This window comes from Pseudomonas sp. SED1 (assembly GCF_034044025.1).
Lineage (GTDB): Bacteria > Pseudomonadota > Gammaproteobacteria > Pseudomonadales > Pseudomonadaceae > Aquipseudomonas.
In genome coordinates, this window is the sequence record NZ_JAXCIS010000162.1 from 1 (window position 1) to 20,691 (window position 20,691).

Here is a 20,691-nt window from a genome sequence, read left to right on the forward strand (position 1 = left end):
GTATCGGTGTTTAAGGTTTACTCGGCGGCGATCTTCGCCTGTGCGGCGGCCCGCGCATGGCGGCCATGCTTGAGGGCGATGGGGGCCATTTTCTCGCGGTCCAGTTCACCTTCCCAGGCGGCCACCACCAGCGCAGCCACGGCGTTGCCGATGATATTGGTCAGCGAACGGCACTCGGCCATGAAGCGGTCGACACCCAGGATCAGCACCATCGCCGCCACCGGCACCGTGGGCACCACCGCGAGGCTCGCGGCCAGCGCGACAAAACCTGCACCCACCACCGCACCCGCGCCTTTGGAGGTGAGCATCGCCACCGCCAGCAGGGTCAGTTGTTGCTCCAGCGTCAGGTCGATATTGGTCGCCTGGGCCAGGAACAGCACCGCCAGGGTCATATAGATGTTGGTGCCATCCAGGTTGAAGGTGTAGCCAGTGGGCACCACGATCCCCACCACGCCTTTGGACGCGCCGAGGCTTTCGAGTTTCTGGATCAGTTGCGGCAGGGCCGATTCGGATGAGCTGGTGCCCAGCACGATCAACAGCTCGGCCTTGATGTAGGTCAGCAGCTTGAAGATGCTGAACCCCACATACCGGGCAATGCTGCCCAGCACCACGGCGACGAAGAAAAACGCGGTGACGTAGAACGTGCCCACCAGTTTCAACAGCGGCAGCAGCGAGCCCAGGCCGTATTTGCCGATGGTGAAGGCGATCGCCCCGAACGCACCGATTGGTGCGACGCGGCTGATCATGCCGACGATACGGAAGAACACTTCGCTGGCCTGGTTGATCACGCCCACCAGGGGCCGGCCCTTCTCGCCGATCATCACCAGCCCGAGACCAAACAGCACCGATACAAACAGTACCGGCAGGATTTCGCCTTTGGAGAAGGCGTCGAAGAAGGTCGTCGGGATCACATGCATCAGGAACCCGGTGACGCCTTCGCCGTGTTCGGCCTGGCCGACGAAACCGGCGATGGCCGAGGTGTCGAGGGTCTTCACGTCGATGTTGAAACCCACGCCCGGGTGCAGCAGGTGCGCAGCGAGGATGCCGATTACGAGGGCAATGCTGGAGACGATCTCGAAGTACAGCAGCGCCTTGCCGCCCACGCGGCCCACCTGCTTCACGTCGTGCATGCTGGTGATGCCGGAGACCACCGTGCAGAAGATGATCGGGCCGATGATCATCTTGATCAGCTTGATAAAGCCGTCGCCCAAGGGCTTGAGGTCGATGCCCACCTGGGGCCAGTGGTTGCCGATCAACACGCCCAGCACAATGGCGATGATCACTTGCACATACAGGGTTCCCAGCAGTTTTCTGATTGTCATTTTTATTATCTCGAGACGTTTTTTGGGCAAGCCGCTCCCGTCGCAGCTGTTTCAAGCCTGCGGGGCGGGAGCGGTCAGATCAGCGGTGCATAAAGGCTCAGCGAAGGAAGGTCAGGACTTCGCCGAGCAACAGCTCAGGGACTTCTTCAGCGATATAGTGGCCGGCCGGCAGGGCCTTGCCACTTACGTCGGTAGCGACTTTCTGCCATTCCTTGAGGGGTTCGAAGCAGCGGCCGACGGTACCTTCGGCGCCCCACATCACCAGCAACGGCAGTTCCAGGTGATTGCCTTTGTCGATATCGGCGCGGTCGTGCTCAAGGTCGATGCCGGCAGCGGCGCGGTAGTCTTCGCAGATGCCGGTGGCGGTGCCGGGCAGTTTCAGGCAGCGCAGGTATTCGGCGAAGGCTTCGTCGGTGAACGGCTTGAGCCCGGCACTGCGGCTGCCCATGACGCTGCGCAGGTACAGCTCGGGGTTACCTTCGATCAGGCTCTCGGGCAGCGGCGCCGGGCGGATCAGGAAGAACCAGTGCCAGTAGGCGCGGGCGAAGGCTTCGTCGGTCTGGGCGTACATGGACAGGGTCGGTGCGATGTCCAGCAGCACCATGCGCTGTACGGCCTTTGGGTGGTCCAGTGCCAGGCGATGGGCGACACGGGCGCCACGGTCGTGGGCCAATACCGAGAACTCATCGAAGCCCAGGGCCTTCATCAATTCGACGCCGTCGCGGGCCATTTCGCGTTTGGAGTAGTGGGTGTGGTGGTCATTGGCGGGGGGCTTGCTGCTGTCGCCGTAACCGCGCAGGTCGGCGGCGACCACGGTGAAGTGTTCGGCCAGTTGCTCGGCGACCTTGTGCCAGATGACGTGGGTCTGCGGGTGCCCGTGCAGCAGGAGCAGGCCGGGACCCGTGCCGCCTTTGCGGTAGCAGATGTCCACACCGTTGACGTGGCGCTGGTCTTTTTGGAATCCGGCGAACATGGAATGACTCCTTGTGATGATTGCCTGCATCCTGAAATCACACGGCGCCGGGGGCAAGGGGGAAAACGTGGAGGGGTTGTTCATGAAGTGTGTTGAAGCCGGCTTTCTGGTTCTGGTCAGGCTTTTGCTGAGGTCAGGTTTACCTGTGGCGAGGGGGCTTGTCCCCCGTTGGGCTGCGCAGCAGCCCCAAAAAAAGCGGGAGCGCTACGCACTCCAACGGGGGACAAGCCCCCTCGCCACAGGGGTTATTCAAGGCTTTAGCCCTGTTTAAACATCGCCTCGGCACGCTGGCGAACCTGCGCCTCGGTCAAATCCTCCTTGCGCGTGGCCAAAAACCACACATGCCCGAACGGGTCTTTCAACGTCCCGGAGCGGTCACCGTAAAACTGATCCTTGGGTTCTGAGATCGCCGTGCTGCCAGCCTTGATCGCCTGGGCGAACTGTTGGTCGACGTCCTGCACATACAGATGCAGGCACACGCTGGGATGTTCTTTTCCCGGGCTGCCGAACGACATCTCGCCACAGGGCGAGGCCATCATGATCGCCGAATCGCCAATGCGCAGTTCGGCATGGCCGATCTTGCCGTCGGGCATGTCCAGGCGCATGACTTCGGTGGCGCCGAAGGCTTTCTTGTAGAACTCGATGGCTTCAGCGGCTTTTTCGATACCCAGGTACGGCGTGATGCTGTGATAGCCCTCGGGAATGGGTTTAACGCTCATATCGTTCTCCTTGATTGTGGTTATGGAGGGACGGCCTTTTCACTATAGGCCACGTGCGCCGTGGCCTGCGGGCAGCCGACGAGGTGTTGGCCAGGCAACAGTAAACCGGCAGTTTGCTGCACCATGGGCGGTTTGCTACGGCCACGGCGGGTGCAAACCCTTGTGTTTGAGGGCCTGGCGCCTCAGGCACAGAAGCTGCAATAGCTCAGGTCAATCATTCGCCCGAGAGCGTTGTATGTCTGTACTGCCTGTATCTGCCGATTACCCGATTCACACGCCCCACGCCGAGCTGATCCGCGACGAGGCCCAGGCCCTGACCGTTGCTCATCGGGTCGCCGCCGTGTTACTGGAACAAGACGCCGAACGCGACCGTACCCGCCAGGTGCCCGCGGAAGTCGTCGACCTGTATTCCAACAGCGGCCTGTGGGGCATCAGCGTGCCCCGTGAGTTTGGCGGCGCCCAGGTGTCCTACGCGGTGCTGGTCCAGGTGATAGCGATCATCTCGGCAGCCGACCCTTCGCTGGGGCAGATCCCGCAGAACCATTACTGCCTGCTGGAAGACATCCGCCTGCAAGGTACGCCTGAGCAGCAGGCGTACTTTTTTCGCCTGGCGCTGGAAGGGCATCGGTTTGCCAATGCACTGTCGGAAACTGGCGGCAAGAACGTCCAGGACATCCAGGCGACCATCCGCCGGCAAGGCGACGGCTATGTGATCAACGGTCGCAAGGGTTATTGCACCGGTTCGCTGTACGCCCACTGGCTCGCGGTGCTGGCGCTGGATGAACAGCAAAATGCGCAGTTGGCATTCGTGCCCCGTGGTACTGAAGGCTTGGTGGTGGTCGACGACTGGGACAGCATGGGTCAGCGCACCACGTCCAGCGGCACGGTGCTGGCCGATGACTTGAAGGTGCCAGCTTTCAATCTTTTTCCTACCCATCGCTCCTACGATTCGCCGACCCTGGCCGGACCTTTCGCCCAATTGACCACCGCCGCGATAGACGCCGGCATCGCCCGTGCCGCGCTGCGTGACACGGTGCAGTTCGTCCAGCAATTCGCCCGCCCGTGGATCGATGCCGGGGTGGAGAAAGCCAGTGAAGATCCGTTGACCATCATCCAGGTCGGTGCACTGGATATTCGCCTGGAAGCGGCGGAAGCCTTGCTGGAGCGCGCCGGAAAAGCCCTGGACACCGCGCGCCCGGCACCCGATGAAGACAACGTTGCCCACGCCTCCCTGGCTGTCGCCCGGGCCAAGGTGCTGACCACCGAAATCGCCATAGAAGCCAGCAACAAGCTCTTCGAACTCGGCGGCACCCGTTCCACCTTGAAGAAGCACAACTTCGACCGCCACTGGCGCAACGCCCGGGTGCACACCCTGCATGACCCGGTGCGCTGGAAGTACCACGTGGTGGGCAACTGGTTACTCAACGGTGCCAAGCCACCGCGTCACGACTGGTCCTGAACCATGGCCGAGCTGTTTAAAAACATCTACTGGGCCGACATCGGCCAGGCCTGCCTGGAAACCCTGAGCATGCTCACTGCGGCCCTGGGTTTTACCGTGCTGCTGGGGTTGCCGCTGGGGGTGGTGTTGTTCCTCACCGGCAAGCGCCAGTTGCACGAAACCCTGGTGGTGTATCGGGGGCTGTCGGTGGTGGTGAACGTGTTGCGTTCGCTGCCGTTCATCATCCTGCTGATCGTGCTGATCCCGGTGACCACCTTGCTGGTGGGCACCTCGCTGGGCGTGCCCGGCACTATCCCGCCGTTGGTGGTGGGCTGTACGCCGTTCTTCGCGCGGCTGGTGGAAACCGCCTTGCGTGAAGTCGACCGTGGCGTGGTGGAAGCCACCCAATCCATGGGCGCCAGCACCTGGCAGGTGATCCGCCACACGCTGTTGCCGGAAGCCCGGGGAGGGCTGTTGGCGGCGGTCACCGTCACCGCGATTGTGCTGGTGGACTACACCGCGATGGCCGGGGTGATCGGTGGCGGTGGCCTGGGCGACTTGGCGATTCGCTATGGCTATCAGCGTTTCCAGACCGACGTGATGGTGGTCACCGTGTTGCTGCTGTTGGTGCTGGTGCAGGCCCTGCAAATGACCGGGGACCGTTTGGTGGCGCGTTACAGCCGCCGTTGATTCCTATAACTAATGCCTTCGGAGCAACCATGAAAAAATCCCTGGCCATCTTGGCCGCTGTCTTGTCCTTCAACGCCTTTGCCAACGAGACGCTGGTCGTCGGCGCCACGCCCGTGCCTCACGCCGAGATCCTCGAGTTCGTAAAACCCGTGCTGGCCAAGGAAGGCGTGGACCTGCAAATCAAGGTCTTCACCGATTTCATCCAGCCCAACCAGCAACTGGCACTGAAGAACATCGACGCCAACTACTACCAGTACCGGCCGTTCCTGGATGACTACAACAAGACTCGGCATACCAATCTGGTGCCGGTGGTCGGCGTGCACATTGAGCCGTTTGGTGCCTATTCGACCAAGATCAAAAACATTGCCGAGTTGAAAGACGGCGCCACGGTGTCGATCCCCAACGACCCGGTCAATACCGGCCGCGCTTTGGTGCTGCTGGATGAAGCCGGCCTGATCAAACTCAAGGACCCGAGCAATACCTTGGCCACCCCGCGGGACATCGTCGAAAACCCCAAGCACCTGAAAATTCGTGAGTTGGAGGGGGCGTTGCTGGCCCGCTCCGTGAGCCAGGTGGACCTGGCGTTCGTGTTCGCCAACTACGCCCTGGAAGCGGGGATCGACACCAACAGCGCGTTGATCGTCGAGAAGGGCAAGAGCCTGTACGTCGAGTACCTGGTAGCGCGCCCGGACAACATCAACGACCCGGGCATCCAGAAGCTGGCCAAGGCGTTGAACTCCGATGAAGTGCGCCAGTTCATCCTGACCCGTTATAAAGGACAGATTGCTCCGGGCTTCTAAGCTTAATGGAGATCAAATGTGGGAGCGGGTTTCCATATCAGGGATTTACGCTGGGCTCCAACAGCTGAGCGCCGGGCCCGCGCTCACCGAGTACGTCATCCTGATTGCGCAACGGGCAGGCCTCCAGTGACAAACACCCGCAACCAATGCAGCCACTGAGTTTGTCCCGCAGCAGCATCAGTTTGTCGATGCGCTGGTCCAGGTCCTCACGCCACAGCGCAGACAGGCGCTCCCAATCGGCAGCGTTGGGCGTGCGGCCATCGGGCAGGGTTTGCAGCGCCTCATGGATCGTCGCCAGGGGGATGCCCAAACGCTGGGCAATCTTGATTACCACCACCCGGCGCAACACGTCCCGCGAGTAGCGCCTTTGATTGCCGGCGTTGCGGCTGCTCTTGATCAAACCCTTGGTTTCGTAGAAGTGCAGGGCGGTGACGGCCACGCCGCTGCGAGCCGCCAATTGGCCGACGGTGAGTTCTTTGGTGACCATGAAATAGCCCTTGACCTTGACTTAACTAGAGGTTTTACCCTGCGTGGCATCGAATCGCAAGATTGTGCCTACAGTGAGAGGGGAATGTTCATGCAGCTATTAGAGAAGAGTCTGAGTTTTACCCAGATGGTCGAGTTCCAGATCGAACCTCAGCAGCAATCCGCGTTGGTAGCGGCCCTGTCATCCCAAAGCGAGCGCCTGGCCCAGGGCCATGGCGGCTTTATCAATGCCAGCGTGCAGGTCAGCGATGATGGACGCCGGGTGCTCAGCTACTTGCAATGGCGCTCCCGCGAGGAAGGTGAGGCGGCCTTCAAGTGTTTTGAGCACGGTGAGGAAGATTTCTGGACGCTGATACGCGCCCATCAGGCCACGGCGGTGACCTTTGGTTCGTTCCAGGTGCTACGCAGTATCGAGCGCAGCCATGACAACGCTTTGCACTGCCGCCTAAATTGACAGGTGCAACATGCGCTCGCCCTGCACGTTTTCGCCGGGGCGGCGCTTGTTCACTGCCAACTCGCCGATCTTGATCAAGCGGGTACGCGTCACGTTGCGGCTCAGGCCCAGCAGGTTGGCGGTGTGCACCTGGTTGTAGTGGCTGAAGCGGTAGGCGGCGCGTAGCAGCGCATCCTCGACCTTTTCGTGCAAGGCTCCGGCCTGTTCCTCGAAGAGTTTTTGAAAGGCGCGTTCCAGCAGGGCTTCAGCGCTATTGTCGATGCCGTGCTGGCTGTCGTCCTGACGCTCGATGCGCATGTTCGACAGGCGCAGGTCGTCGCGTTCGATCACGCCGTTGCGGCAGATCAGCAGGGTGTGATGAATCACGTTTTCCAGCTCGCGGATATTGCCCGGCCAGCTGTAGCTTTTGAGTTTCTGCTCGGCCTCGCGGCTGATGGTGATCGGGCCGTAACCCAGGCGCTGGCTGTAGGCTTCGATAAAGTGTCGGGTCAGTGGCAGGATATCGCCGGGCCGGTCCCGCAATGGGCTGAGTTCGAGGCTGACCACGTCGAGGCGGTAGTACAGGTCTTCGCGGAAATGCCCGGCGTTGATGGCCTTTTCCAACTGAACGTTGGTGGCCGCCAATACCCGCACGTCGATGGGAATGCTTTTGCGTGAGCCGAGGCGCACCACTTCGCGCTCCTGGAGCACTCGCAGCAGCTTGACCTGAATTGCCATCGGCAAATCACCGATTTCATCGAGGAACAGGGTGCCGCCATCGGCCTCCTCGAACCAGCCGGCCTTGGCGCCGAGGGCGCCGGTGAAGGCGCCTTTTTCATGGCCGAACAGCTCGGCTTCCACCAGGGATTCGGAAAACGCGCCGCAGTTTACCGCCACGAACGGTCGGTTGCGCCGGGCGCTGAGATTGTGGATATGGCGCGCCACCAACTCTTTACCGGTGCCGGTTTCGCCGATGATCAGCACGCTGGCTTCGCTAGGCGCGACTTGCTGGATGTGCGCCAGCAGCGCCTGGGATTTCGGGTCTTCGAAGACCTGGGCCGTGGCGCGGATCGAGGTCGCAAGAGCGGGCGAGGGCGGTAGGGTTAAAAGCTGCATGGGCACCTCTTCTAGGAGTAGAACGTGGGAATCGGCAGGGACTGGTTCAACGCCCAGTCCCCCAGTTCGTGGAGTTTGTAGTCCACCGGGTCGTGCAAGGTTTGCGTGCGCAGGTTGCGCCAGTGCCGGTCCAGGCGCAGGGAGGCGTGGGTGGAACGCGCGCCGGTGACTTCGAACAGGCGGCTGCACAGCTCCAGGCCGTTGCGTGTGGCGGCGACCTTGGCCGTGGCGATGGCAATGGCCAGCTCGCCGCGCTCGCTTTCGCTGAGGCTCGGGCCCTTGGCCCAGGCCTGGTCCAGCAGTTCGGCGGCACGCTTTACCAGCAGGCGCACGCCTTCAAGGGCGACCCAGAATTCGCCGTAGTGGTTGAGCACGTACGGGTCCTGTCGAATGTCCTGTACCGTGGATTTATGCCAGGGCCGGGTTTCGGTCAGGGTGTAATTTCTTGCTTCTTCGAAAGCGCCTTCGGCGATGCCGAGGAACATGTGGGTGAAGGTCAACTGGGCGATCAGCGGGCGCAGGCAGGCAAAGGGTGTGCTCAGCGGGCCGGGATCGAGGAGCAATTCCGACTCCTCCACGCGTACCCGTTCGAAGCTGGCGCTGCCGCTGTCGGTCTGGCGCTGGCCAATGTTGTTCCAGTCATTGTGCAAAGTGATGCCGCTGCGCCCGCTGGGGATGGCCGCGATCAGCAGCTTGCCGCCGGCGCTTTCATCCACCGCCGAGGCGATCAGCATTTCCGAGTCGCTGGCGCCTGAGCAGAAGCTTTTCTTGCCGGAAAACTCGCGCCAGCCGCCGAAGGCTTTGACCACCGTGCGCGTGTCCAGCGGGTTGAGGGCGTTGCCCCAGAACCAGTTTTTGCGCGCGGTCTGTTCGAACCAGGGTTGCCATTGCTCCGGGCGGGAGAACAGCCGCACGGTGGCGAGCATCAGGTGATGAAAGCCGAAAACGTGGGCGATGGAACTGTCGACTTTGGCGAACTCGCGAACGATCTCCAGGGTCTCGCTCCACCGGGCGCCGAGGCCGCCGTATTGGGTGGGAATGCTCAGGGCCAGCAGGCCGCTTTGGCGCAGGGCGTCACGTTCGGTCTTGGGTGTGCCGCCGCGCTCGTCGCGTTCGACCGCAGTAAGGGCGAATTCGGCGGCCAGCAGTTTGGCGGTCTGCAAGGGGGAGGGCAGGACGCTGTTGGGTTTGGCTGTCACGCGGGATTCCTCATGGTGTGCCGGGGCGTACCCCGGCAGACGGCAAGTCAGGCCTTGGCTTTTGCCGGCAGGACATCGTTGGCAATCATTTCGCCGAACGGTCCGGTGAGGTTGGTGACGCCGCGCCCGGCCAGGCTCGCGTAGGGTTCCGGCAGCAGCGGGAACACCAGTTCGGCAAAGCGATACGCCTCTTCCAGGTGCGGGTAGCCGGAGAAGATGAAGCTTTCGATGCCCAGGTCCGCGTATTCCTTGATCCGCTCGGCGACTTGCTGGGGGTTGCCCACTAAGGCCGTGCCCGCGCCACCACGCACCAGGCCGACGCCAGCCCACAGGTTAGGGGCGATCTCCAGGTTGTCGCGGCGCCCGTCGTGCAGCGCAGCCATGCGCCGCTGGCCTTCGGAGTCAAAGCGCGAGAAGGATTTTTGCGCGGCGGCGATGGTTTCGTCGCTGATGTGTTCGATGAGTTTGGCGGCGGCGTTCCAGGCGTCTTCCTCGGTTTCGCGCACGATCACATGCAGGCGAATCCCGAATTTGACGGTGCGCCCGTGGCGGGCGGCGCGCTCACGCACGTCGGCGAGTTTTTCCGCGACGGCGGCCGGTGGTTCACCCCAGGTCAGGTACACGTCGACTTGTTCGGCGGCGAGGTCGTGGGCGGCGTCGGAGGAACCGCCGAAGTACAACGGTGGATACGGCTTCTGCACCGGTGGGTAAAGTGCCTTGGCGTTCTGCACCCGCAGGTGTTTGCCTTCGAAGTCCACGGATTCTCCCTGCAACACGCGGCGCCAGATCTTGAGGAATTCGTCGGTCACTTCGTAGCGTTCGCTGTGATCGAGGAAACTGCCGTCGCCGCGGTTTTCGTCGGGGTCGCCGCCGGTCACCACGTTGATCAACAGGCGGCCATTGGACAGGCGGTCTAGGGTGGCGGCCATGCGTGCGGAGACGGTCGGCGAGATGATCCCCGGACGAATCGCTACCAGGTAGCGCAAGCGTTCGGTCAGCGGCACCAGCGCCGAGGCGATCACCCAAGAGTCTTCGCAGGAGCGGCCGGTGGGGATCAGCACGCCGTGGTAGCCGAGGTTGTCTGCGGCTTGGGCGACTTGTTTCAAATAGTTGAGGGTGACCGGGCGAGCACCTTGGGTGGTGCCCAGGTAATGGCCGTCACCGTGTGTAGGCAGAAACCAGAAAACATCCATGACAAATCCTTAAGCGATTTTCAGCAGAGAGGTGGGATGCGCGGCAAACAACGGCGCGGCGCGTTCTGCAGCAAGGCGAATGCGGGCCTTCAAGGGCTCACTGGTTATTTGGTAGTCGGTGAAGTCGGCCTCGGTGGCGTACACGCCAATCGGCAAAGTCAGGGCCTGGAAGAAACTGAACAGCGGGCGCAACTGGTGATCGAGTACCAGCGCGTGGCGTTCACTGCCGCCGGTGGCCGCGAGTAACACCGGGGTGTTGATCAGGGCGTTGAGGTCGACCAGGTCGAACAGGTGCTTGAGCAGGCCTGGGTAGGAACCGCGATACACCGGGGCGGCGACGATCAGCAGGTCGGCCTGTTCGATGGCGTGCAGTTGCGCCTCGACGTCGGCGGGCAGTTCCTGGCGTGACAGTGCGCCGCCCAGTGGCCGGGCAATGTCGCCCAGTTCAATCAGGGTGGTCTGGATCGGCAATTGATTGGCCAGTTCGGCCAGCACGGCCTGGGTCAACACCAGGGTGCGGGACGGGCGCCAGGTTCCGCCGGAGAGGGCAACGACATTCAGTGGACGGGTCATCAACAGTTCCTTTTTCAACAGTGGCTCAGGGCAAGAGCAGTAGCAGGGCTTGAGCAAGAGCTGTACCAAGCTGCGCAGGCCTTGACTGGCGCGGGTTGTGGGCCAGGTGTTGGAAAATGACGGTGTTGTCTGCCTGGTGTTTTGTTGAATGACTGTTGCCTGAGCAACAGTTGCCAGGCGAACAGTGGCGTGAGCGTTGAAGCCATTTATAGAGGGTTGTGTTTATTCCGTAAATGAACGTATTTCCATATTTATAGATCTGCATGGAATATAAGACTTGGCTATCACAGGTGTCGCAAGGGTTGATAGCGACTATCACGGCTGATGATTTTTCACCGTGCAGGGGCGGGAGTAGCCTGTGCTCATTGACTTCAACCCGTTTCGCAGGACCTTCGCCATGAACCGTTTTCTCGCCATTTCCGTATTGCTTGTCACCTCAGTCCTTGCCGGTTGCGCGACACATTCGTCGCCTGAACTGCGGGCCTACTCGGCGGAAGAGAGCAAGGAGCTGGCGCTGGAAGCCCTGAGCCGTCGAGGCCTGTCGTTTGATGAATACCAACAGAAGAAAGCCGAACTGACCGGCCAGCCACAGAAAACCTTTGGTTTCGACCGTCAGGGTGAAATGAATGCCGAGCGCGGCATGACGCTGCACGGTCGCCCCAGCTGAGTCAGTGGCGAGGTCTGAAAAAGCCCGAGGTTTCCCACAGGAACCTCGGGCTTTTTGTTTGCCATCCGTTTCCCGGAGCCTGTTAAGCTGAATTTCAGGAGCGTTCCTACGCACTTTTAAATAAAGTGGTCTTTCTTTAACGGCACGGAATCAGGTAAACCATCTTCCTTCCTGATCGCTGCCCCTGAGACGTTGTTCTCGGGAACATGCTCTGCGAGTCTTTAACGTCATGAATAAACGTCCGCTGTATTTCGACTACGCCGCCACCACGCCGGTGGATGAGCGGGTCATCCAGGTGATGGTCGAGTGCCTGGGCTTCAACGCCAACTTCGGTAACCCTGCGTCCAGTTCCCATGCGTTCGGCCAACAGGCCCGGCAAACGGTTGAGCAGGCGCGGGGCCAAGTGGCCGAACTGGTTGGCGCGGAGCCGGCACAGATCGTCTGGACCTCCGGTGCCACGGAGTCCAACAACCTCGCCATCAAGGGCGTCGCCCAGGCGCGGGGCGTGGCCGGTGGGCATATCATCACCAGCCAGATTGAACACAAGGCCACGCTCGACACCGCCCGCCAGCTGCAGGAAGCCGGGGTTGCGGTGACGTACCTGGTGCCGGACGCCGAGGGTTTGATCAGCGTCGAGGCGGTGAGCGAAGCGTTGCGTGAAGACACCTTCCTGGTGTCGCTGATGCTGGTGAACAACGAGCTGGGCACCCTCAACGATATCCAGGCGATTGGCGCGCGAGTGCGTGAACACGGCGCGTTGTTTCACGTGGATGCGGCGCAGGGCGCCGGTAAGGTCGCGATTGACCTGGCTGAGTGGCCGGTGGACCTGATGTCATTTTCCGCCCACAAACTCTATGGCCCCAAGGGCATCGGCGCGCTGTACGTCGGCCCACGTGCGCAGCAGAAAGTGCTGGCGCAGATTCACGGCGGTGGCCATGAAGGCGGCTTGCGTTCCGGCACCCTGGCGACTCACCAGATCGCCGGCATGGGCACGGCGTTCGCCCTGGCGGCAGCGTCCTTTGCTGAAGAAAAGGCGACCATTGTTGCCCTGCGCGAGCGCCTACTGGAACAGCTGAATACGATTGCCGGGGTGCGCCTCAATGGCAGTCTTACCCAACGTATTCCCCATACCTTGAGCCTGACGTTCAGCGAGGGCGAATTCAATTCCGCCGCGTTGAGCGCGGGCATTGCCTTCTCGGCCACTTCGGCCTGCAATTCGGCAAGCAATGCACCGTCCCATGTGCTTCTTGCGCTGGGCCATGATGCTCGCAGCGCAGGTCGCACCATACGCTTGAGCCTCGGGCGGTTTACCACCGAGCAGGACATCGATCAGGCGGTTCAGTTGATCAAGGCCGCACTGGCCAGCGCACCGGCTTTCTGGGCCGTTTGACCCCATAACAATTATTAGTGGTTAGCAGGAGACACGATGAGCACACAGCCTTTGACCCATGGAACGGTTCCCCAGCGCCTGGCGCACACCCGCGAACTGATGAGCCGCGAGGGTATTCATGCCCTGTTGGTGCCGTCGGCCGACCCGCATTTGTCCGAATACCTGCCGGGTTACTGGCAGGGCCGTCAGTGGTTGTCGGGGTTTCATGGGTCGGTGGGCACGCTGATTGTCACCGCTGATTTCGCCGGTGTGTGGGCAGACAGCCGTTACTGGGAACAGGCGACCAAGGAACTCAAAGGCAGTGGTATCGAGTTGGTCAAGCTGCAACCCGGCCAGCCCGGGCCGCTGGAATGGCTGGCAGAGCAGACCCCGGAAGGCGGTGTAGTTGCCGTGGATGGCGCGGTTATGGCCGTGGCCTCGGCGCGCACCCTGGGCAGCAAGTTGGAATCCCGTGGTGCACGCTTGCGCACGGACATCGACCTGTTGAATGAAGTCTGGCAAGACCGTCCGACCTTGCCGAACCAGCCGATCTATCAGCATTTGCCGCCGCAGGCCACCGTGAGCCGTGGCGAAAAACTCGCCGCCTTGCGTTCCAGCCTGCAGGAGAAAGGCGCCGACTGGCATTTCATCGCGACCCTGGACGACATTGCCTGGCTGTTTAACCTGCGCGGCGGCGACGTTTCGTTCAACCCGGTGTTTGTATCCTTTGCCTTGATCGGCCAGCAGCAGGCGACGTTGTTTGTGGCCTTGAGCAAGGTCGACGCCGAGCTTCGCGCCGTGCTGGAACAGGATGGCGTGACCCTGCGGGATTACAGCGAAGTTGCGGCGGCTTTGAAGGATATTCCTTCGGGCACCAGTGTGCAGGTCGACCCGGCACGGGTGACCGCTGGCTTGCTGGAAAACCTCGGCAGTGGCGTGACGCTGATCGAAGGCCTGAACCCTACCACCTTGGCCAAGTCGCGCAAAAGCCTGGCGGACGCCGAGCATATTCGTCAGGCCATGGAGCAGGATGGTGCGGCCCTGTGCGAATTCTTCGCCTGGCTCGACAGCGCGTTGGGTCGCGAACGCATCACCGAGCTGACCATTGATGAACACCTGACCGCGGCCCGTACCCGTCGTCCGGGTTATGTGTCGTTGAGCTTCAATACGATTGCCGCGTTCAACGCCAACGGTGCGATGCCGCACTATCACGCGACTGAAGAAGAGCACGCGCTGATCGAAGGCGATGGTTTGCTGCTGATCGACTCGGGTGGCCAGTACCTGGGCGGCACGACCGATATCACGCGGATGGTGCCTATCGGCACGCCAAGCGAAGAGCAGAAGCGCGATTGCACGCGTGTGCTCAAGGGTGTGATCGCGTTGTCCCGCGCGCATTTCCCCAAGGGGATTCTTTCGCCGCTGCTGGACTCCATCGCCCGCGCTCCGATCTGGGCTGAAGGCGTGGATTACGGCCACGGTACCGGCCATGGCGTAGGTTATTTCCTAAATGTGCATGAAGGTCCGCAGGTGATCGCCTACCAAGCCGTCGCTGCGCCGCAAACGGCGATGCAGGCGGGCATGATTACGTCCATCGAACCGGGCACTTACCGTCCGGGCCGTTGGGGCGTGCGCATCGAGAACCTGGTGTTGAACCGTGAAGCGGGCAAGACCGAGTTTGGCGAGTTCCTCAAGTTCGAGACACTCACCCTGTGCCCGATCGACACCCGTTGCCTGGAGCCGTCGCTGCTGACGGTGGAAGAGCGCCAGTGGTTCAACGACTACCATGCGCAAGTGCGCGAGCGCCTGAGTCCGCTGCTCAGTGGCGCTGCGCTGGAGTGGTTGCAGGGGCGTACGGCCGCTATCTGAGGGGCTGCAGCTCGGGCGCCTGGGTCAAGGCATCGGCCATGTAGTCGATAAAGGCTTTGACCCGGGCGGACTGGCGACGATTCGGCGCCGAAACGGCGTGAATCGGAAGCGACTGCGGGGTGTAGTCCTGCAGTACGGCGACCACTCGGCCGGCCGTCAGGTCATCAAAGAACAACCACAGGGGCGACAGCGCAATGCCGAGCCCCGCCAATACCATCTCGCGTACGGCCTCGGAGTTATTGCTCTGGGCGTTGCCCATGATCTTGACGCTGTGTCGCGCCCCGTCCTTTTCGTAAACCCATTGGTTCTGACTGCTGAGCAAGTTGAAGAGCAGGCAATTGTGCTGGGTCAGATCTTGCGGGGTTTGCGGTGCAGGGTGTCGGGCCAGATAGGCCGGGCTGGCGAGGGTGACTCGGTGGGTGGTGCTGATCTGCCGGGCGATCAGGCCGCTGTCGCGTAACTCGCCGATGCGCAGGGTAACGTCCAGACCTTCGCTGACCAGGTCCTGATTCTGATCGTTGAGTTGCAGGTCGATGTTTACCTGCGGGTATCGTTCGAGAAATCCCGCCAGGCGCGAAGCAATGTGCAGGCGTCCGAAGCTGACCGATGAGCCGATGCGTAACGGCCCGGCAACCGCTTCCTTGCCGGATTGGAAGCTGTGCTCCGCGGCATCCACCGCCGCGAGGATTTGGCGGCAGTGCCCGTAGTAGCGCTGTCCTTCATCCGTCAGGGAGAGTTTGCGAGTGCTGCGGGAAATCAGCTTGCCTCCCAGTTCGGTTTCCAGGGCACGCAGTACTTTACTGATGGTTGGCTGAGTGGTCTGCAGCTCCCGGGCTACCGCAGAAAAACTCCCGCGCTCGATCACCCGGACAAAAATGGCCATTGCGTTGAGCTTATCCATGGGGCTACCAATTCATGCCTTATTAGCATGGTCACTATAGCGATTTTGCGCCTTATCGGCATGAATGGGCCGGGACATCATGGCGTTCACTTCCTGATGAACCGAGATCACGACCATGACTGATACAACTCAAAAATGCAGGCTCTGATGGTGGATGTGGCGAATGGGCCGTTACGGTTGGTCACGATTCCACGGCCAATACCGAGTGCCGGTGAGGTTCTGGTAAGGATCAAGGCCAGTGGACTCAACCCGCTGGATGGGAAAATACGTGCCGGTGAGGCGGCCCATGCCCGTCAGCCGCTGCCGGCAGTGATGGGCTTGGACTTGGCGGGGATTGTTGAGGGGGTTGGCCCGGATGTCTACGAGTGGAAAGTGGGCGATGAGGTTTACGCCTTGGCAACCGGAGTTGGAGGTATCCAGGGTTCTTTGGCGGAATTTGCGGTGGTTGATGCGCTTCTGTTGGCGAGAAAGCCTGTGACACTAAGCATGCGTGAGGCGGCGGCATTGCCGCTTGTGCTGATTACTGCATGGGAAGGGTTGGTGGACCGTGCCCATGTAGGGCCCGGGCATAAAGTTTTGATTCAGGGTGGTGCGGGCGGTGTAGGACATGTCGCGGCGCAATTGGCTAACGCGTTTGGCGCAGAGGTGTTTGCGACCGGCTCGGGCAGGCAACGGGCGTTGATTGAAGGGCTCGGCGCGACGTTTATCGACTATCAACAGATGAGCGTTGAGGAGTACGTGGCTTCGCACACAGCGGGCGAGGGTTTTGACATTGTTTACGACACGGTGGGTGGGCCGACACTGGATGCGTCCTTCCGGGCGGCGAGGACCTATTTCGGTCATGTGCTGAGTTGTCTTGGTTGGGGCTCCCATCGACTGGCGCCGTTGTCGTTTCGCGGAGCAACGTATTCCGGGGTGTTTACCCTTCTGCCGATGCTGACGGGCAAGGGGCGCGAGCACCACGGGCACATACTTGCCGAGACGGCGCGCTTGATCGACGCCGGGAAGCTCAAGCCGATCCTTGATGCGCGTCATTTCGACCTGCATACGGCACACGCCGCGTACGAGTTACTCGCGGGCGGCGCTAAAGGGCGTTTGGTGATTGAAATTTAGCTCAGCGCTTCGCGTACAAACTCCAGTCGATCCTGGCCGAAGAACAGCTGGTCGCCGACGAACATGGTCGGGGCTCCGAATACGCCACGCTGGATGGCATGCTCGGTGTTGTCCTTGAGGGCGGCTTTTACGACGTCGTCATTGGTCAACGCCAGGACGTGTTCGTGGTCGAAGCCGCGTTCAGCGAGTACTGCGGCTACTACGGCCGGGTCTCCCAAGTGACGGCCCTCTACCCAAAGCGCGCGAAACAGGCAGTCGATAAAATCGAGAAAGCGCTCGGGCTGGTGCATCTGAATGCCGGTGACTGCACGCATCAGCAGCAAGGTGTTGATGGGAAAGTGCGGATTGAACTTGAGCGGAACGTTGTAGCGCTGGGCATAGCGCGCCAGGTCCTGGAACATGTAGCGGCCTTTGGCGGGAACGGTGGCCGGTGACGCATTGCCGGTGGCCTTGAACACGCCGCCCAGCAGCATTGGTTTATACGTCAGCTGGGCGCCGCTTGCAGCGCATAGAGCTGGAAGCTGGGTATAGGCCAAATAGGTGGCAGGGCTGCCGAGATCGAAGAAAAACTCCACGGTTTTACTCATGCTGTGTACTCGCTGTTTATTGTTATGAGGCGTGCTTACCAGGGTTCATTCCAAGGGCGCAGGTCCAGCTCGAAGGTCCAGGCGTCCCGCGGCTGGCTATGCAGGTACCAATAGTTATCGGCGATGTGCTCAGGGTTGAGAATGCCGTCCTGATCCTTGAGGGCGTACTTTTGCGGGAAGTTGTCGCGGATGAAGTCGGTGTCGATGGCGCCATCGACGACTACGTGGGCGACGTGGATATTTCGCGGGCCCAGTTCGCGGGCCATGCTTTGCGCCAGCGCGCGGATCCCGTGTTTGGCTCCAGCAAATGCAGCAAAGCCGGCGGCGCCACGCAGGCCGGCGGTGGCACCGGTAAACAGGATGGTCCCGCGATTACGGGTGACCATGCGTTTGGCTACTTCCCTGGCGTTGAGGAAGCCTGAGAAACAGGCCATCTCCCAAATCTTGAAGTACTTGCGGGCGGTTTCTTCCAGGATACTGCACGGTACGTTGGCGCCGATGTTGAAGACGAAGGCTTCGATGGGCCCCAACTCGGTTTCAATCTGTTCGATCAGGGCGATGACGTCCTCTTCCTTGCGGGCATCGCAGGCAAAGCCATGCGCTTCTCCACCTGCCGCGTGGATGCTTTCCACCAAGGGTTGCAGTTTATCGGCGCTGCGCCGGGTAACGCAGGCGACATAACCCTCACGGGCAAAGCGCTTGGCGATGGCGCCACCGGTAGCATCGCCGGCACCCACTACCAGTACGATCTTCTTGTTGTTCGTCATGGGGAGATCCTTTAGTAAACGATCGTTTGCCAAACGAACGTTATGCTACGATCCGACAGGCGTCAAGCGGACAACAGAGAGGGAAGTGATGCGATATTCGGCCAGTCATAAGCAGGAAACCAAAGAGAAGCTGCTGGATAGCAGTGCGGCCTTGGCGAAGAAAGAAGGGTTTGCCAGCGTCGGGGTGGATGGCTTGATGAAAGCCATTGGCTTGAGTGGCGGTGCCTTTTATAGCCACTTCGCCTCAAAGGACGAATTGTTCAGCTCGATTGTCGAACGTGAATTGAGCCATAGCCTTGAGCGCTTGAACGGCAATGGTGTGCAGAGTCGGGAACGGCTGGATCGCTGCCTGAAGTTCTATTTGAGCATGGCCCATGTGGAGCAGTCGGAAGTGGGCTGTGCGTTGCCGAGCCTGGGAGCGGAGATTGCGCGGTCTGATGTGGCTGTACGGCAACAGGCGCAGGACTGGATTTGCCGATTGCAGGCGGGGTGGGCTGCAACTTTGGGCAGCGAGGACCTGGCGTGGTCGATCCTGTCGCAATGCATCGGTGCCCTGGTAGTGGCACGGATGATGGTCAGCCCACAGGTGCAGGCGCAGGTCCTGTCATCGAACTACGATGTGCTTAGTCAACAGCTGGCGAAGCTATGAGAGCGTCGACAGTTATTTGCAGATGACAATCATGCTTCGGCTGGTGTAGCCGGCGGGGTTGAGGCCGAACGGGTAGTCGCCCGGGTCTTCGGCGTTGTCGCCTGACTTGGCGATGACCTTATAGCCTTTGGCTCCACATGAATTAGCTGCGCTGGCATAGCACTTGTCCCAGGAGGAGGACAGTCCCGAGCAGTTGATATGCAGGCCCTTTTTCCCCCGTTTCACTTCGGTCTTGGTGGTCGCGGCGCAACCTGCAATCGCCACAATCATCAACAGCATCAAAATTCGCTTCATTCCTATCCTTAATAGCCGCCTCGCTTAACAGCACGAAGCTGGCTTTGCTCGCTCTCGACTGTAGCGTTCATGATGTCCTTATCTAAATTCTCCATGACTGACACTGGGTTACGGTCTAAACATGGCCTAATTGAGCGGCAAATGCCAGAGCTACGTCAAATCCTGAATTAATCTGCAGGAACGAGTGGCTTTGATTCGTTACGCATGGTCAGGGTTGCGCCAACGGAGGCCAGGATGATGCAGGTGATCGCCAGCCACTGCGCCAGGGACAAGTGTTCTTGAAGGAAAAACAGGCCGGACAGTGCGCCGAACGCGGGCTCGATACTCATCAAGGTTCCGAATGTGCGGGCGGGCAGGCGAGTCAGGGCGACCATCTCCAGGGTGTAGGGCAGGGCGGTGGATAAAATGGCGACACCAATGGCAATCGGGATCAGGGAGGGAGTGAGTAATGCCGCGCCCGCGTGGACAATTCCGATCGGCGCGACAAATAGTGCGGCAATCATTACACCTAGGGCGGCGGTTTGTACGCCGTTGTCAGCGCCGGCCTTTTGGCCGAACAAAATATAGAGCGCCCAGCACACACCTGCGCCCAGTGCGTAAGCGGCGCCGGTCAGGTCAATGCCGTTGCTGGCTTCTCCCATGGGGATCAGCAGCAGAAGGCCAATGATGGCCAAGGCTATCCAGAGAAAGTCCACAGCACGCCGCGAAGCATAAATGGCGACGGCCAGTGGGCCGGTGAACTCCAGGGCTACTGCGATTCCCAGTGGAACGGTTCGCAGTGACATATAGAAGAGGAAGTTCATCCCGCCCAAGGCCATTCCGTAGACGACCACGGTCTGGAGGGACTTGGCTGTGAGCTTGGCGCGCCAGGGACGTAATAGAAGCAGCATGATCACGCTGGCGAAAATCAAGCGCAGGGTGGTGGTGCCTTGGGCGCCTACAATGGGGAACATGCTTTTGGCGAGTGATGCGCCTGATTGAATGGAGGCCATGGCAATGAGCAGCAGGCCGACCGGAAACAATGTCGAGGCCAGGCTACGGGGGGAAGTGGTCATTGAGGGTGTTCGTCCAAGGTCATATTTGAAGTAGCAGAAGTGACTATGATGCTTAACTGTTCAGCGATGAGCAATATATTGCTCAGCTTGCCCAGTTTTCCTCTATATATAGGTGGATTCTGTGATCCTCGGGATGGATTGATAGAAAAGCTAAATTAAGGGTTGACGGCAGATTCTGGAAGTCTATAATTCGCCCCACTTCCGGCGCAGTCGAAATGGAAAACTCCTTGGTAAACAAAGAGTTATGTAGGTTTCGACAGCGAGCTGCTTCAGATCATCGAAGCCCAGAAGGAGTTAGTAAGGCGGTGTTGTTTGGCCCTATTAACGGTTCGATCTTCTCGGTCGAAAGCGGAGAAAAAGAGGTGTTGACAGCAGCGTGTAACGCTGTAGAATTCGCCTCCCGCTAACGAGAGATCGGAAGCGCAAGTGGTTGAAGTTACAAAGGAAACTTTGAAAGCTTCTTAAAAAAACCGCTTGACAG

Annotated in this window: 22 protein-coding genes; 9 read left to right on the forward strand and 13 right to left on the reverse strand. The window is 60.5% G+C overall.

Annotated elements, in window-relative coordinates:
* Nucleotides 1–17: 17 nt before the first annotated feature.
* The 3 genes from dctA to SNL23_RS20635 all read right to left on the reverse strand — a co-directional run bounded on the left by dctA (nt 18) and on the right by SNL23_RS20635 (nt 3,014).
* Nucleotides 18–1,322 (reverse strand): C4-dicarboxylate transporter DctA, encoded by a 1,305-nt coding sequence (dctA, locus tag SNL23_RS20625; protein ID WP_003207293.1) that lies wholly within the window; start codon nt 1,320–1,322, stop codon nt 18–20.
* 97 nt (nt 1,323–1,419) lie between these two features.
* Nucleotides 1,420–2,295, reverse strand: coding sequence for an alpha/beta fold hydrolase (locus SNL23_RS20630; protein ID WP_076016641.1), 876 nt, complete (start codon nt 2,293–2,295; stop codon nt 1,420–1,422).
* Nucleotides 2,296–2,552: 257 nt separating this feature from the next.
* Nucleotides 2,553–3,014, reverse strand: a complete 462-nt coding sequence (locus SNL23_RS20635) for a VOC family protein (RefSeq protein ID WP_318303311.1) — start codon at nt 3,012–3,014, stop codon at nt 2,553–2,555.
* Nucleotides 3,015–3,249: 235 nt separating this feature from the next.
* On the opposite strand from SNL23_RS20635, the gene SNL23_RS20640 reads away from it, so the two are divergent.
* From SNL23_RS20640 to SNL23_RS20650, 3 genes are read left to right on the forward strand one after another with little or no spacing between them, the layout of a single operon-like run.
* Complete coding sequence (locus tag SNL23_RS20640) at nt 3,250–4,473, forward strand: SfnB family sulfur acquisition oxidoreductase (RefSeq protein ID WP_318303312.1); 1,224 nt, start codon at nt 3,250–3,252, stop codon at nt 4,471–4,473.
* 3 nt (nt 4,474–4,476) lie between these two features.
* The gene (locus tag SNL23_RS20645) at nt 4,477–5,142 is read left to right on the forward strand and encodes a methionine ABC transporter permease (RefSeq protein WP_226478046.1); all 666 of its coding nucleotides are present in this window, start codon (nt 4,477–4,479) and stop codon (nt 5,140–5,142) included.
* A 29-nt stretch (nt 5,143–5,171) separates the two neighbouring features.
* On the forward strand, nt 5,172–5,942 hold the full coding sequence (locus SNL23_RS20650; RefSeq protein WP_076016645.1) for a MetQ/NlpA family ABC transporter substrate-binding protein: 771 nt from the start codon (nt 5,172–5,174) through the stop codon (nt 5,940–5,942).
* Between the two features lie 37 nt (nt 5,943–5,979).
* Here SNL23_RS20650 and soxR read toward each other — a convergent pair whose 3' ends face one another.
* Entirely contained in the window at nt 5,980–6,429 is a 450-nt protein-coding gene (gene soxR / locus SNL23_RS20655; RefSeq protein ID WP_076016646.1) for a redox-sensitive transcriptional activator SoxR, read from the reverse strand.
* A 90-nt stretch (nt 6,430–6,519) separates the two neighbouring features.
* Between soxR and SNL23_RS20660 the strand changes: the two genes are divergently transcribed.
* Nucleotides 6,520–6,882 carry an antibiotic biosynthesis monooxygenase gene (locus SNL23_RS20660; RefSeq protein WP_318303315.1) on the forward strand — a complete coding sequence of 121 codons (363 nt, stop codon included), beginning with the start codon at nt 6,520–6,522 and terminating at the stop codon, nt 6,880–6,882.
* Here SNL23_RS20660 and SNL23_RS20665 read toward each other — a convergent pair.
* From SNL23_RS20665 to msuE, 4 genes are read right to left on the reverse strand one after another with little or no spacing between them, the layout of a single operon-like run.
* On the reverse strand, nt 6,874–7,977 hold the full coding sequence (locus SNL23_RS20665) for a sigma-54 interaction domain-containing protein (RefSeq protein WP_076016647.1): 1,104 nt from the start codon (nt 7,975–7,977) through the stop codon (nt 6,874–6,876). The two genes, SNL23_RS20660 and SNL23_RS20665, sit on opposite strands and share 9 nt — an antisense overlap.
* A gap of 11 nt (nt 7,978–7,988) precedes the next feature.
* Nucleotides 7,989–9,176, reverse strand: a complete 1,188-nt coding sequence (locus SNL23_RS20670; RefSeq protein ID WP_167665782.1) for an acyl-CoA dehydrogenase family protein — start codon at nt 9,174–9,176, stop codon at nt 7,989–7,991.
* Nucleotides 9,177–9,223: 47 nt separating this feature from the next.
* Nucleotides 9,224–10,369, reverse strand: a complete 1,146-nt coding sequence (gene ssuD, locus SNL23_RS20675) for an FMNH2-dependent alkanesulfonate monooxygenase (RefSeq protein WP_076016649.1) — start codon at nt 10,367–10,369, stop codon at nt 9,224–9,226.
* A gap of 9 nt (nt 10,370–10,378) precedes the next feature.
* On the reverse strand, nt 10,379–10,942 hold the full coding sequence (msuE, locus tag SNL23_RS20680; RefSeq protein ID WP_017476818.1) for an FMN reductase: 564 nt from the start codon (nt 10,940–10,942) through the stop codon (nt 10,379–10,381).
* 397 nt (nt 10,943–11,339) lie between these two features.
* On the opposite strand from msuE, the gene SNL23_RS20685 reads away from it, so the two are divergent.
* The 3 genes from SNL23_RS20685 to SNL23_RS20695 all read left to right on the forward strand — a co-directional run bounded on the left by SNL23_RS20685 (nt 11,340) and on the right by SNL23_RS20695 (nt 14,844).
* The gene (locus SNL23_RS20685) at nt 11,340–11,609 is read left to right on the forward strand and encodes a DUF547 domain-containing protein (RefSeq protein WP_076016660.1); all 270 of its coding nucleotides are present in this window, start codon (nt 11,340–11,342) and stop codon (nt 11,607–11,609) included.
* A 229-nt stretch (nt 11,610–11,838) separates the two neighbouring features.
* Complete coding sequence (locus SNL23_RS20690; RefSeq protein WP_076016650.1) at nt 11,839–12,999, forward strand: cysteine desulfurase family protein; 1,161 nt, start codon at nt 11,839–11,841, stop codon at nt 12,997–12,999.
* Between the two features lie 36 nt (nt 13,000–13,035).
* Nucleotides 13,036–14,844 (forward strand): aminopeptidase P family protein, encoded by a 1,809-nt coding sequence (locus tag SNL23_RS20695; protein ID WP_318303319.1) that lies wholly within the window; start codon nt 13,036–13,038, stop codon nt 14,842–14,844.
* On the opposite strand, the gene SNL23_RS20700 is transcribed toward SNL23_RS20695, so the two are convergent.
* Nucleotides 14,837–15,745, reverse strand: coding sequence for a LysR family transcriptional regulator (locus SNL23_RS20700; RefSeq protein ID WP_318303320.1), 909 nt, complete (start codon nt 15,743–15,745; stop codon nt 14,837–14,839). The two genes, SNL23_RS20695 and SNL23_RS20700, sit on opposite strands and share 8 nt — an antisense overlap.
* Nucleotides 15,746–15,880: 135 nt before the next feature.
* On the opposite strand from SNL23_RS20700, the gene SNL23_RS20705 reads away from it, so the two are divergent.
* Complete coding sequence (locus SNL23_RS20705; protein ID WP_318303321.1) at nt 15,881–16,858, forward strand: zinc-dependent alcohol dehydrogenase family protein; 978 nt, start codon at nt 15,881–15,883, stop codon at nt 16,856–16,858.
* On the opposite strand, the gene SNL23_RS20710 is transcribed toward SNL23_RS20705, so the two are convergent.
* A complete protein-coding gene (locus tag SNL23_RS20710; RefSeq protein WP_318303323.1) occupies nt 16,855–17,445 on the reverse strand; it encodes a 2-hydroxychromene-2-carboxylate isomerase in 591 nt (196 codons plus the stop codon). The genes SNL23_RS20705 and SNL23_RS20710 overlap by 4 nt on opposite strands.
* Before the next feature lie 35 nt (nt 17,446–17,480).
* On the reverse strand, nt 17,481–18,212 hold the full coding sequence (locus SNL23_RS20715; protein WP_167665787.1) for an SDR family oxidoreductase: 732 nt from the start codon (nt 18,210–18,212) through the stop codon (nt 17,481–17,483).
* Between the two features lie 88 nt (nt 18,213–18,300).
* Here SNL23_RS20715 and SNL23_RS20720 point away from each other — a divergent pair, with 88 nt between their 5' ends.
* Entirely contained in the window at nt 18,301–18,861 is a 561-nt protein-coding gene (locus SNL23_RS20720) for a TetR/AcrR family transcriptional regulator (protein WP_318303326.1), read from the forward strand.
* Nucleotides 18,862–18,873: 12 nt separating this feature from the next.
* Here SNL23_RS20720 and SNL23_RS20725 read toward each other — a convergent pair whose 3' ends face one another.
* On the reverse strand, nt 18,874–19,155 hold the full coding sequence (locus SNL23_RS20725; protein WP_076016657.1) for a hypothetical protein: 282 nt from the start codon (nt 19,153–19,155) through the stop codon (nt 18,874–18,876).
* Nucleotides 19,156–19,322: 167 nt separating this feature from the next.
* Nucleotides 19,323–20,210 (reverse strand): threonine/homoserine exporter RhtA, encoded by an 888-nt coding sequence (rhtA, locus tag SNL23_RS20730; protein ID WP_167665788.1) that lies wholly within the window; start codon nt 20,208–20,210, stop codon nt 19,323–19,325.
* Nucleotides 20,211–20,691 lie beyond the last annotated feature (481 nt).

What these genes read in the sequence shown, in the direction of transcription:
- dctA (WP_003207293.1), bottom strand. Translation starts at nt 1,322, where the DNA reads ATGACAATCAGAAAACTGCTGGGAACCCTGTATGTGCAAGTGATCATC.
- SNL23_RS20630 (WP_076016641.1), bottom strand. Translation starts at nt 2,295, where the DNA reads ATGTTCGCCGGATTCCAAAAAGACCAGCGCCACGTCAACGGTGTGGAC.
- SNL23_RS20635 (WP_318303311.1), bottom strand. Translation starts at nt 3,014, where the DNA reads ATGAGCGTTAAACCCATTCCCGAGGGCTATCACAGCATCACGCCGTAC.
- SNL23_RS20640 (WP_318303312.1), top strand. Translation starts at nt 3,250, where the DNA reads ATGTCTGTACTGCCTGTATCTGCCGATTACCCGATTCACACGCCCCAC.
- SNL23_RS20645 (WP_226478046.1), top strand. Translation starts at nt 4,477, where the DNA reads ATGGCCGAGCTGTTTAAAAACATCTACTGGGCCGACATCGGCCAGGCC.
- SNL23_RS20650 (WP_076016645.1), top strand. Translation starts at nt 5,172, where the DNA reads ATGAAAAAATCCCTGGCCATCTTGGCCGCTGTCTTGTCCTTCAACGCC.
- soxR (WP_076016646.1), bottom strand. Translation starts at nt 6,429, where the DNA reads ATGGTCACCAAAGAACTCACCGTCGGCCAATTGGCGGCTCGCAGCGGC.
- SNL23_RS20660 (WP_318303315.1), top strand. Translation starts at nt 6,520, where the DNA reads ATGCAGCTATTAGAGAAGAGTCTGAGTTTTACCCAGATGGTCGAGTTC.
- SNL23_RS20665 (WP_076016647.1), bottom strand. Translation starts at nt 7,977, where the DNA reads ATGCAGCTTTTAACCCTACCGCCCTCGCCCGCTCTTGCGACCTCGATC.
- ssuD (WP_076016649.1), bottom strand. Translation starts at nt 10,369, where the DNA reads ATGGATGTTTTCTGGTTTCTGCCTACACACGGTGACGGCCATTACCTG.
- msuE (WP_017476818.1), bottom strand. Translation starts at nt 10,942, where the DNA reads ATGACCCGTCCACTGAATGTCGTTGCCCTCTCCGGCGGAACCTGGCGC.
- SNL23_RS20685 (WP_076016660.1), top strand. Translation starts at nt 11,340, where the DNA reads ATGAACCGTTTTCTCGCCATTTCCGTATTGCTTGTCACCTCAGTCCTT.
- SNL23_RS20690 (WP_076016650.1), top strand. Translation starts at nt 11,839, where the DNA reads ATGAATAAACGTCCGCTGTATTTCGACTACGCCGCCACCACGCCGGTG.
- SNL23_RS20695 (WP_318303319.1), top strand. Translation starts at nt 13,036, where the DNA reads ATGAGCACACAGCCTTTGACCCATGGAACGGTTCCCCAGCGCCTGGCG.
- SNL23_RS20700 (WP_318303320.1), bottom strand. Translation starts at nt 15,745, where the DNA reads ATGGATAAGCTCAACGCAATGGCCATTTTTGTCCGGGTGATCGAGCGC.
- SNL23_RS20705 (WP_318303321.1), top strand. Translation starts at nt 15,881, where the DNA reads ATGCAGGCTCTGATGGTGGATGTGGCGAATGGGCCGTTACGGTTGGTC.
- SNL23_RS20710 (WP_318303323.1), bottom strand. Translation starts at nt 17,445, where the DNA reads ATGAGTAAAACCGTGGAGTTTTTCTTCGATCTCGGCAGCCCTGCCACC.
- SNL23_RS20715 (WP_167665787.1), bottom strand. Translation starts at nt 18,212, where the DNA reads ATGACGAACAACAAGAAGATCGTACTGGTAGTGGGTGCCGGCGATGCT.
- SNL23_RS20720 (WP_318303326.1), top strand. Translation starts at nt 18,301, where the DNA reads ATGCGATATTCGGCCAGTCATAAGCAGGAAACCAAAGAGAAGCTGCTG.
- SNL23_RS20725 (WP_076016657.1), bottom strand. Translation starts at nt 19,155, where the DNA reads ATGAAGCGAATTTTGATGCTGTTGATGATTGTGGCGATTGCAGGTTGC.
- rhtA (WP_167665788.1), bottom strand. Translation starts at nt 20,210, where the DNA reads ATGACCACTTCCCCCCGTAGCCTGGCCTCGACATTGTTTCCGGTCGGC.